This is a genomic window from Parvimonas parva, from assembly GCF_016552165.1.
GTDB lineage: Bacteria > Bacillota > Clostridia > Tissierellales > Peptoniphilaceae > Parvimonas > Parvimonas parva.
In genome coordinates this window covers 20,075-32,075 of sequence record NZ_JACVDA010000019.1, presented here as the reverse complement: position 1 = coordinate 32,075, position 12,001 = coordinate 20,075, and the positions used below count along the sequence as shown (strand labels likewise).

Genomic DNA, 12,001 nt, shown 5'->3' with positions numbered 1-12,001 from the left:
TTTTTGTTATTTTAATTATACAGGATATTCTCTTTTTTTTGTACCCTTGGTCTCACATCAATTGTATCATAACAATTTTAAAGTTATATTCTAACTTTACTTACTTGCTTTTTCTTTGTCTTTTTTAATCAAATTTCTAAGAGCATCTATCGCTGTTCTTATGGCTCTATCTGTATCTTCTATTACATTATTTGAAAGATTTTGTTTAACTCTTTCTTGATTGTTTACAACTAAAAATATTGAACCAGCTCTTGTGTTTAGATAACTTGAAACAACAAAAAGTGTTGATGATTCCATTTCACTTGCTTTTGTATGAAGTCTTTTCCACGCTTCCCACTTATTCAAAAGCTCATAGCTAACCGGTTTATTTTCTGGTTGATGTTGTCCATAAAAAGCATCTTTACATTGAACAACTCCAACATGGTAATTGTATCCTGTTTTTGCACAAGCGTTTGAAAGTTCATTTACAATTTCATAGTCTGCAACTGCAGGAAATTCTATTGGCGCATATTCTTTTGAAGTTCCTTCCATTCTAATCGCTCCAGTTGCCACAACTAAATCTCCAGCTTCCACTTCTAAATCTATTCCGCCACAAGTTCCAACTCTGATAAATGTATCTGCTCCAATTTTGTGTAATTCTTCAACTGCAATTGATGTACTCGCTCCACCTATCCCTGTACTTGTTACAGAAACTTTTTCACCTTCTAAATATCCTGTATATGTTACATACTCTCTGTTGTCTGCAACTAAAACTGCATCATCAAAATATTTTGCGATTAATTTACATCTTTTTGGGTCGCCGGGTAAGATTACATATCTTCCTACATCTCCACTTTTCATATCAATATGGTATTGTTTTTCTTTTAATAATTGTTGTGACATTTATATTTCCCCCTTATTTTCAAAATTTAACACTAATTCATAGGCCTCATTTTTTGATATATTAAAATTATTTTTTAACATTTTTACAATATCTTTATTGCTATAACCTTCTTCTTTTAAATTTAATATTTCTTTTTCAAAATCAATCTCTTTTTCGTCTTCAGAAATTTTTTCAATTACAAGGACTATTTCTCCCTTTACACCTTTTTCTTTGTAATAAGAAATAACTTCTTCTAAACTTCCTCTTTTATATTCTTCAAAAAGTTTTGTAAGCTCTCTACACACACAAACATTTATATTTCCAAATAATTTATATAAAAATTCTAAAGTTTTTAAAAGTCTGTGAGGTGTTTCATAACAAATACCTGTAACATTCATCTTTTTAAAGTTTAAAAAGAATTTTTCTCTTTCTGAATTTGTCTTTGGAACAAAACCCAAATAAACAAAATTTGTTGTATCAAAACCACTTCCACAAATTCCATTTACCAACGCACAAGCTCCAGGCAAAATTTCATAAGCAATCCCCTCTTTTATAACCTCTTGTAAAATCACAAAACCGGGGTCATTTATTATCGGCATTCCTGCATCTGAAATAATCGAAACTATTTTGCCATTTTTTATATTGTTTATTATCTCTGCAACGCGTTCACTCTCATTGAATTTATGATATGATATTAGTTTAGTATCTATATTATGAAATTTTAATAGATTTGAACTATTTCTAGTGTCTTCACAATAAATTATATCACTTTTTTTCAAAACTTCCAAGGCTCTAAGGGTAATATCTTTCATATTTCCTATTGGCGTCGGAACAAAATAAATATTAGAAATTCTTTCCATAATATATCTCCTTAATTTTATCAGTATAATCTCCATTTTTTTCATAAATATAAAGATTATCCTCAACAAATAAATTGCTATTTCCATTTTTTACCAATTCAATTATAAATAAATGTGGCTTTTTATCTACATTTGTAGAAATGAATTGAATTCTCTTAGGTTCTAACTTAAATTTCCTTGACTCACTCAAAACATCAACCAAACGCTCCATACTGTAAATCAAAAAAACTTTCCCGTTAGATTTTAACTTTTTATAAGAAAAATCTAAAATATTCTCTAATTTCAAACAATATTCATATCTTGAAATCAAAAAATTTTCATCTTCATTTAATATTCCCGTATTTATTTTCTTATAGGGAGGATTTGAAACGATATAGTCAACAGAGGAATTTTCAAAATCTTCATAGCATAATTTTAAATCTTTATGTAAAAGATTAACATTTTTTAAATTATTTTCAGAAATACTACAATCAATAAGTTTTGCATTTTCGTCTTGAATTTCAATCAAATATACAGCTTTTAAACTATTTAGAAAATTAATTCTAAGACCTATTATTCCGGTACCTGCGCCAATGTCTATTAAAATTTTATCTTTTTTTACATTTGCAAAATGCGACAACAAAATTGAATCAATGCTAAAAGAAAATTTATTTTTATTTGCAAATATGACTCCATTAGTGTTAGGAATAAAATGTTTCTCCATATCTCAACCTCCGACTTATATTTTACCATAAATATGCTTTAAAAGGAATTATTTTTATGATAGAATATATTAAGGTGATTATATGAATTTTACAAACCAACAAGTCGATGCTATTAACCATTTTGAAGGACCTGCTTTAATTTTAGCAGTTCCCGGCTCAGGCAAGACGACTGTATTATTAAATAGAATTTTAAATTTAGTTGAAAATTATAATGTAAAACCAAGTGAAATACTTTCTATAACTTTTAGTAAAGCTCAAGGTATTGATATGGAAAGAAGATTTTTGACCAAAAATCCTGATTTTAAAGGAAAAATAACTTTTAAAACAATTCACGCTTTTTGTTATGAGATTGTTAGAAATTATATGAAAGTTAGAAATATTAAAAAGACTTTAATTGAAGGAAATAACGAGTTTAATAGAAATTTAATTTTAAAAAGAGCATATTTTCAAACTAATTATAAAAAATTAACTGATGAAGAAATAAATGACTTTTTCTCAATTTATGATTTTGTAAAAAATAAAATGTTTGACTTTGAAGGATATATCAAGAAAAATCATTTTATTTCAAATCGAAGTTTAATGTTAAAGCTTTATAATTTGTATGATGAAATAAAAATTCAAAATAATTTTATGGATTTCAACGATTTACTCATACTTGCAAATGAATATATTTCAACGGATAAAAAACTTTTAAAGGCACTTAAAAATAGATATAAATTTTTTCAAGTTGACGAAGGACAAGATACCTCTACTCTCCAATTTGAAATTATAAAAAAAATTGTATTTCCTGAAAATAATATATTTGTAGTTGCAGATGACGACCAATCAATTTACAGTTTCAGAGGTGCAAGCCCTGAAAATCTTTTGAATTTTAAAAACATTTATCCAACTTCAAAAATATTTTTTATGGATAAAAATTTTCGCTCTACAAAAAACATAATAAAAATTAGCAATAAAATTATTCAAGGAAATAAAATTAGATACGAAAAATTTTCAAAACATACAACTGAAGAAAGTTCACAGATAATGCTTTTTAAGGTAAAAAACGCAAAAATACAAGCAAGAGAGTTATTAAACAAAATTTCTGAAATCAACCTGAATGAAACTATTGGAATTTTATATAGAAATAATATCTCATCTTTATACATTGCAGATATGTTTAGAAAGGAAAATATTGACTTTTTCATAAAGGAAAATAGATTCGATTTTTATTCAAATAGAATTTTAAATGATGTAAAAAATATTTTACTATTTTCTGAAGACACAACTGATTTAGAAGTTTTTAAGCGAATTTATTTTAAATTGAACGCTTATATAAAAAAAGATTTTATTTCAAAATTAGAATATAAACCTTATAACCAATGCGTTTTGGAAAGTTTACTTGACTTGGAAGAATTAAATGATTTTTATTTGAGAAAATTCAGCGATTTAAGAAATAATTTCAAAAGAATAAAACGCATGAAAATGGAAGATAAAATTGATTGTATTTTATATGAAATTGGATATGGCGATTATTTAGATAATTTCAATGATTTTTCAAATCTAAATTATAATTTAATTTTCGATTTAATAAAATATTTATCAAAAGATTTAAAAACCTTTGACGAATTCATAGAAAAGTTGAATAATTTAAAAGAATTACTTAAAAATGCATCAAATTCAAATTCAAATATATCCATTTCAACAATACATTCATCAAAGGGCTTAGAGTACGACAATGTATTTATCATTGACCTTATAGACGGAGAATTTCCACAAAAAAGCGTATTGAATTCATTTGATGAAAAGTTATTAGAAGAAGAAAGGCGACTATTCTACGTTGCAATGACAAGAGCAAAGAAAAAACTATATTTATTCACAATCAAGGAAAGGAATAATCTACCTGTAGAACCGTCAATTTTTTACAACGAACTAAAAAAGAACAATTAAAAAGGAGCGTCAGCTCCTTTTTGTGCTTTATTATTTACTATTTATTATTTCCTGCATTTGTTCCTGCGATTATTCCAAAAACTGTTATATCCGCAATGGAAACTGAACCTAATCTATTCTTACCATGAATACCTCCAGTCGTTTCCCCTGCTGAGTATAATCCTTTTATAACTTCACCATTTTTATTTATAACCTCTGCATTTTTATTTATCTTAAGTCCACCCATTGTATGATGAACTGCAGGAACTGCTTTTAGACAATAAAATGGTGCTTTTTTCACTTTAAAACCTAATCTTCTAAGATTAAATAAAGTATCTTTTCCTTTTTCGGAATCTTCGTTGAATTGCTTAATTGTTTCTTTTAAATTCTCTTTATCTATTCCAAAAAATTCTGCCATTTCTTCTATTGAATTTACTTTACAAAGTTTTTTACCTTCAATTAAATTTTTATATTCAATTTCATGAGTAGGTAAGATTTTTGATTTTTGCATAGAATCTTCATCCCAAATTTGATAAGCAACGCTATCTGTTTGAGCTTTAATTCCCATTGAAATTTCTCTTCTTGTTCCCAATTCTTCAACAAATCTCTTGCCCTCTTTGTTTACAATTATAGCACCACCTACAAGTCTTGTATCTCCAGTATATAAAAGTTTTCCAGTTTCAACATCACATACCGGATATAATTGAATTTGATTCATATCAACAACATCAGCTCCAATGGCTTGTGCCATTTTTATACCATCACCCGTTGAGCCCGGAGAATTTGTTGAAAGAATTTTATCATCAACCTCTTTATCATTATCATAAAGCATTTTTTTATTTGCACCAAAGCCTCCTGTTGTTAAAACTACAGACTTTGCATTTATTATTAATTCCCCAGTTTTTATTTTTGCCTTAACGCCTGTAACTACATTGTCCTTTGTCAAAAGTTCAAAAGCATTTGTTTCTGTTAAAATTTCTATTCCTAATTCTTCAGCTTTTGCATGTAATTTATTTATTAATTCTTTTCCAGACTGTCCTTTTGGAATTAAAGACCTTTTAACTGAATGACCTCCAAAGAACATAAGTTCATCTGTCCATTCAACCTTAACATCATCTCTGAGCCATTTTGCACCGTCAAGAGCATTATTAGCCAAGACATCTATAAGTTCCTTATCCCCTCCGGCTTTTTCTACGTCTTTTTTAAATAAATCAACACTGTCTTTTATATTTTCTTTTTCTTGTAGCCAATTATTTGGAGCTGAATATTCCGCACCGGAAATCAGAGTATTTCCTCCAATTAAAGGTAATTTTTCTATGATTACAACATTTGCTCCTGCTTGTTTAGATTTTATTGCTGAAATTAATCCTGCACCACCTGAGCCGACTACAACAACATCTGTATTCATTTCTTTTACTTCAAATTTTTCATTCATTACAGGATTATTTTTTAAGATTTTTTTATAATCTAATCCTGACTTTTTAATTGCATCTGCAAGCGCATTTACAAATGCCTTTGATGAATAAGTTGCTCCGGTAATTTCGTCTAAATTAAAATCTCCCGAATTAACCTTTTGAATTAATTTTTCAATGGCAAGTTTTCCAACATCTTCAGTTTCTACACTTTCCTTTAATGATACATTTTTTATTTTACTATTTTCAAAACTTACATTAAGCACAACATCTCCATTATGTCCTCTTGCTTTTCCCTCATAAGTTCCATTAACAGCTGACTTACAAGAAGTTAAAAATAGTACAAAAACAAGTAAAAATGATAAACTTCTAAATAATTTTTTCATAATATCCTCCAAATCTTACAAAACACAATTATTTTTATATTCGTTTAATACATCAAAAATCTCGTCAATATCGTTCAAAGTATTTATTGTATTTTTTACTTTGTTTGAACCTTTAAAACCCTTTAAATACCATAAAATATTTTTTCTCATTTCTCTTATGGCTATTCTTTCAGGCTTAAATTCAAGTTCTAATTTATAATGTCTTTTTATCGTATCAATCACTTCTTCGAGGGTTGGAGAAGAATATTTTTTAGATAGATTATAATCTTTGATTTGTTTGAAAATAAATGGATTACCAAGAGCGTGACGTCCTATCGCAACAGCATCAACTCCGGTTTCTTCTTTCATTCTTACATAATCTTCAACACTACAAACATCACCATTTCCAACAACTTTTATTGGAACATGATTCTTTAAAACTTTTATATCATTCCAATCGGCATTTCCAGAATAAAACATTTCTCTTGTTCTGGCATGTAGAGTTATCATATATGCACCGGCTTCAACAATAGCATCTGCAACTTCCAAGAAATTTTTATTTTTATCATCAAATCCTAAACGTATTTTAACACTTACTGGAACTTTTGAATTTTTAACCATAGTTGAAACAATATTTTTAACCTTTTTAGGCTCTTTCATCAAATAGCTGCCCTCATGATTTTTTACAATTTTCGGAGCAGGACAACCTAAATTCAAATCAAGCTGATAAATATCATCTCTATTATTAAATTTAGTTTGTATTACTTCTTCCATAATCTTTTCATCACTACCAAAAACTTGTAATCCGACAGGACCCTCTCTTTTATCAATATATGTTATGATTGAAGTGTTATCATTATTATAATATAAACCTTTTATAGAAACCATTTCTGTAAAAGTCAAACTTGCACCCATTTCACTTGCCAAAATTCTAAAAGCAACATCGCTAACTCCGGCAAGTGGAGCTAAAAAAATATCTCCATTAAGCATATTATGTCCTCTTCTTCATTTTGTATATTTCTAACATACCGTCAAGCGTAAGTTTCTTATCTATAATATCAATTCTATCTATACCTTTGGTAATTAAAGTTGAATAACCACCGGTTGCAACAACTTTTAACTTAGAAACATCAAAATTCATCTCTTTTACCGTTTCATCAAGTAACTTTTCAATAAGTCCGATATAACCAATTACCATTCCAACTCTTATATTATCCATAGTGTTTTTTGCGACAACTTTTTCCGGTTTGTAGAGTTCAACTCTTGGCAATTTTGCAGTCTTTAAAAATAGTGCCTCTGATGAAATTCCAATTCCCGGAATAATAGCTCCCCCTTGATAAACTGAATTTTCGTCAACTACATCAAAAGTAATCGCCGTTCCTATATCAATAATTATCAAAGGAACTCCATATTTTTTTATCCCTGCAATAGAATTTACAATTCTATCAGCACCGATCGTTCTTGGATTGTCATGATTTATTTCAAGTCCCAAATCACAATTATCATCTATAATCATAGGCTTTAAATTAAAATATTTCTTTATAGCATTCTCTATTGAATGCATAACATCAGGAACAACAGATGCTACAACAACATCATCTATATCAGATTTTTTTATATTATTAGCATGAAGTATCTCTGTAATAGACAAAGCATATTCATCACTGGTTTTATTTTTTATTGTATTAAGTCTGAAATCACAAATAAGAGAATCTTCTTGATAGACACCCAAAACAATATTTGTATTTCCTACATCTATAACTAGTAACATTAAGTCCTCCAAAAATTAAACTTATATACTATATAATAGCATTTTTTTAAAATTTATACAATAATAAAAATATCGCCTTTCCATAATATTTGTTATGATACAATATTGATGTGAGACCAAGAGTACAAAAAACTTGACACTACCAAAAATTTTAATAAATAAAAATAATAAATAGAAAAAATTTATTAAAAAAACAGATATTAAATTCCTATAATATCTGCTTTTTATCTTTAAAATCTAATTATAAAACAAAAAAGTTACCATGTATCCACCTGATACAAAGAATCGTGGAATATTACTTATTTTTATTGTTTATTGATGCTTGAATAAATCCGTCAAATAAAGGATGAACTTTATTTGGTCTTGACTTAAATTCAGGGTGGAATTGACAAGCAACAAAATAATCACTACCAGTATATTCAATAATTTCTACAAGATCAAGTTCAGGATTTATTCCAGAGAAAATAACTCCAGCTTTTTCAAGTTCTTCTCTAAATTTATTGTTGACTTCATATCTATGTCTATGTCTTTCTTGAATAATTTCTGCATTGTATAATTTTCTAGCTTTACTATCCTTTAAAAGTTTACAGTCATAATTTCCAAGTCTTAAAGTTCCACCAATATTTTCAACATCAAATTGACTTTCCATTAAATCAATTACAGGATATTTTGTAGTATCGTCTTTCTCAGTTGAATCTGCTTCTTCAAGTCCTGCAACATTTCTAGCAATATCAATGATTGCGATTTGCATTCCAAGACAAATTCCAAAATAAGGAATATTCTTTTCTCTTGCGTATCTACTTGTAGCAATCATTCCTTCAATGCCTCTACCACCAAATCCACCTGGAACAATAATTCCGTCAAGTCCTTTAAATATTTCATTAACATTTTCTTCTGTAACTTCTTCAGAATTTATCCAATGAATATTAATTTTGTGAGCATTTTTATAACCGGCATCTATTAACGCTTGAGAAACTGAAAGGTATGCATCATGTAATTGAACATATTTTCCAACAAGTCCAATTTCTAATTCTGATTTTACATTTTTATATGAATCAATCATTTCTTTCCAATTACTCTTAATTGATTTTCCTTCTAAACAAAGTTTATGTAAAACATAATCATCTAAACCTTGTTCATGTAATTTAACTGGTACTTCGTAAATAAAGTCAACATTTTCAGATTGAACAATAGCACTTTTTGGAACATCACAGAAAAGACTAATCTTATTTTTAATTTCATCAGAAATTTTTTCAGGACTTCTAACTACAATAATATTAGTTTTAATTCCTTGACTCATAAGCTCCTTAAAAGAATGTTGAGTAGGTTTTGTCTTTAATTCATCAGAACCAGGAATTGTAGGAACTAAAGTAGTATGAATGAATAATACATCTTCTTTTTTATTTTCAGCATGAATTTGTCTAATCGCCTCGATAAAAGGTAAAGATTCAATATCTCCAACAGTACCGCCAATTTCAGTTATAATTATATCAGCTTTGCTTTCTTCAGCCGCCTTATAAACATATCCTTTTATCCTATCAGTAATATGTGGAATTACTTGAACAGTTGAACCATTGTAATCTCCTCTACGTTCTTTTTGAATTACTTCGCTGTAAATTCTTCCTGTAGTTACATTACTTCTTTGAGTTAATTCTTCATCTATAAATCTTTCATAATGTCCTAAATCTAAATCAGTTTCAGCGCCGTCTTTTGTTACAAAAACTTCCCCATGTTGATAAGGACTCATTGTACCTGGGTCAACATTTATATATGGGTCAAATTTTTGCATAAAAACACTAAAACCTCTATCCTTTAAAAGTCTTCCTAAACTCGCTCCACATATTCCTTTACCAATTCCTGAAACAACTCCTCCAGTAATAAAAATAAATTTGCTCATCATATCCTCCTAATTTAATGCTCTAAAAATTTCTTCATAAGTTGGTATATTCCAATTTTCTCTTGAAATATTTGATTCAATTTCATCACTAATCATTCTAATTTCTTCCAAATTTTTAGGAATAAATTTGTGTAAACTTATTACTTTTTCAATTTCATTTTCTCCATGATTTTCTTTTTCGAAATCACTAAATTCATCAAGTTTTATAAACAGTCCCTCAAGTAAATTATTAAGTTTATTTACTCTCTCATTAAGTTTAACATTTTTTATTCTATCATTCAAATTTATTTCAAAATTAAGCTCTTTTATACAAGATGGAATAACATCTTTGTTAATCATATTAACCAATGTTTTCATCTCTAACATATAAGTATTTTTTACATCTTCAATGCAAACATCATAAACAGCACTTAATTCCAAATCATTCAAAATATTATTTTCCAAAAGAACTTCAAACTCCTTAGATTCTTTTGCATACAATAAAGCATCTAAATATGTTCTATTATTTTTAAGACCTCTTCTTTCAGCCTCTTCAACCCATTCTTTTGAATAACTATCTCCAGAAAACAAGACCCTTTCACTTTCAATTAAAATTTCTTTTAAAAGATTTTTACAAGCAGAAACTCTTTCAGCCTTATCTTCAACATTTTGAACTTTTTCTAAAACATTCTTAAGCTCAGCACCCACAATTGTATTTAAAACTATATTACAATCTGCTGCACTTTGCATAGAGCCTAACATTCTAAACTCAAACTTTCCACCTGTATATGCAAAAGGTGAAGTTCTATTTCTATCATCAGTATCTCTTGGAGTAAAGCCTAAATTACTGATATTAAAATCATTTTGTTTTACAGAATTTTTAACTTCCATATCCAAAATATCATATAAAATATTTTCAATTTCATTTCCTAGATAAACAGAAATAATTGAAGGTGGCGCCTCATCTCCGCCAAGTCTTAAATCATTTCTAACACTTGAAGATGAAACTCTAAGTAATGAAGAATATTTGTTTACAGCTGAAATTGTAGAAACCATAAAAATTGCAAAAAGTAATCTATCAATTTCATTATCATTTTTTGGTAATTTAAACAAATTTTTACCATAGTTTGTAACTAAAGACCAGTTATTATGCTTTCCACTTCCATTTACATTTTTAAATGGTTTTTCATGTAATAAACAAACAAGATTATGCTCATAAGCAGTATTTCTTAAAACTTCCATAACAATTTGGTTATTATCAACCGAAACATTTACAGTATCATATAGAATTGCAACTTCAAATTGTCCCGGAGCAACCTCATTATGTTCAGTTTTAGAATTAATACCTAAATCCTCTAATTTTTTATTTATACTATTGTAATATTCCATAACTCTTTTTGGAATTGAACCGAAATAATGTTGTAACAATTCTTGGTCTTTCGGTGGCATTTCTCCAATTAAAGTTCTTCCTGTATTTATAAGGTCAACTCTCTTTTCATAAAGTTCTCTATCAACTAAGAAAAATTCTTGCTCTAAACCAACTTTAATTTTAACCCTAAATATTTTATCATCTGAAAACAAATTATATAAATCAGTTGCTTGTTTTGATAAAAAATCCATACTCTTTAAAAGAGGTGCTTTTTTATCCAAACTAATTCCATCAAAAGAAACAAAAATTGAAGGAATATACAAAATATTATCCATTATAAAAGCATTCGCAGTACAATCCCAATATGTATAACCTCTAGCCTCAAATGTTGACCTCATTCCCCCGTTTGGAAATGATGATGCATCAGGCTCACTCTTTAAAAGTTCTTCTCCTGAAAATCTAACTATCGGTAAATTTTCGTAAGACTTATCTATAAAACTTTCGTGTTTTTTTGCAGTATTCCCATTTAACGGTTGAAACCAATGGCAATAATGTGTTGCACCATTTTCTATAGCCCATTCTTTCATAGCATGTGCAATTATATCCGCACTATCTTTATCTAATAATTCCTCTTTTCGAATCGCATTTTTCCATTTTAAATAAATCGGATAAGGCAACTTTTTTTTCATTGCATTTTTATCAAAAGTAAACTTTCCAAAATTTTCAATTCTGCCCATATATTCCTCCTAAAAAAAAATTGGTCTTCTTTTTACCTCTAAATAGAGAAAAAAAAAACCAAATTTCTAAAATGTTTTATTTGTTTTATTTATACTAATATAATAAAATATTTTTACGATTATGTCAAGTGCTAAAA

9 protein-coding genes are annotated in these 12,001 nt (G+C 27.9%); 1 reads left to right on the top strand and 8 read right to left on the bottom strand.

The window, feature by feature from the left end:
* Positions 1–96 precede the first annotated feature (96 nt).
* Genes udp through IBJ83_RS06700 form a run of 3 tightly spaced genes read right to left on the bottom strand, consistent with a single transcriptional unit; the run spans position 97 to position 2,425 of the window.
* Positions 97–882 (bottom strand): uridine phosphorylase, encoded by a 786-nt coding sequence (gene udp / locus IBJ83_RS06710; protein ID WP_201275867.1) that lies wholly within the window; start codon positions 880–882, stop codon positions 97–99.
* The gene (rsmI, locus tag IBJ83_RS06705; protein WP_068472430.1) at positions 883–1,722 is read right to left on the bottom strand and encodes a 16S rRNA (cytidine(1402)-2'-O)-methyltransferase; all 840 of its coding nucleotides are present in this window, start codon (positions 1,720–1,722) and stop codon (positions 883–885) included.
* Positions 1,706–2,425: a tRNA1(Val) (adenine(37)-N6)-methyltransferase gene (locus tag IBJ83_RS06700; RefSeq protein WP_201275866.1), complete on the bottom strand. Its 720-nt coding sequence runs from the start codon at positions 2,423–2,425 to the stop codon at positions 1,706–1,708. Before IBJ83_RS06700 ends, rsmI begins: the two co-directional genes overlap by 17 nt.
* 82 nt (positions 2,426–2,507) lie before the next feature.
* Between IBJ83_RS06700 and IBJ83_RS06695 the strand changes: the two genes are divergently transcribed.
* Positions 2,508–4,355, top strand: coding sequence for an ATP-dependent helicase (locus IBJ83_RS06695; protein WP_201275865.1), 1,848 nt, complete (start codon positions 2,508–2,510; stop codon positions 4,353–4,355).
* Positions 4,356–4,392: 37 nt separating this feature from the next.
* Here the strand turns inward: IBJ83_RS06695 and IBJ83_RS06690 are convergent, their stop codons facing one another.
* The 5 genes from IBJ83_RS06690 to IBJ83_RS06670 form a co-directional block, all read right to left on the bottom strand.
* Positions 4,393–6,132 (bottom strand): flavocytochrome c, encoded by a 1,740-nt coding sequence (locus IBJ83_RS06690; RefSeq protein ID WP_201275864.1) that lies wholly within the window; start codon positions 6,130–6,132, stop codon positions 4,393–4,395.
* A gap of 15 nt (positions 6,133–6,147) precedes the next feature.
* A complete protein-coding gene (dusB, locus tag IBJ83_RS06685) occupies positions 6,148–7,101 on the bottom strand; it encodes a tRNA dihydrouridine synthase DusB (RefSeq protein WP_201275863.1) in 954 nt (317 codons plus the stop codon).
* 1 nt (position 7,102) lies between these two features.
* Positions 7,103–7,882 (bottom strand): type III pantothenate kinase, encoded by a 780-nt coding sequence (locus IBJ83_RS06680; RefSeq protein ID WP_201275862.1) that lies wholly within the window; start codon positions 7,880–7,882, stop codon positions 7,103–7,105.
* 295 nt (positions 7,883–8,177) lie between these two features.
* Positions 8,178–9,779, bottom strand: a complete 1,602-nt coding sequence (locus IBJ83_RS06675) for a CTP synthase (RefSeq protein ID WP_201275861.1) — start codon at positions 9,777–9,779, stop codon at positions 8,178–8,180.
* 9 nt (positions 9,780–9,788) lie between these two features.
* Entirely contained in the window at positions 9,789–11,864 is a 2,076-nt protein-coding gene (locus tag IBJ83_RS06670) for a glutamine synthetase III (protein ID WP_201275860.1), read from the bottom strand.
* Positions 11,865–12,001: the final 137 nt, after the last annotated feature.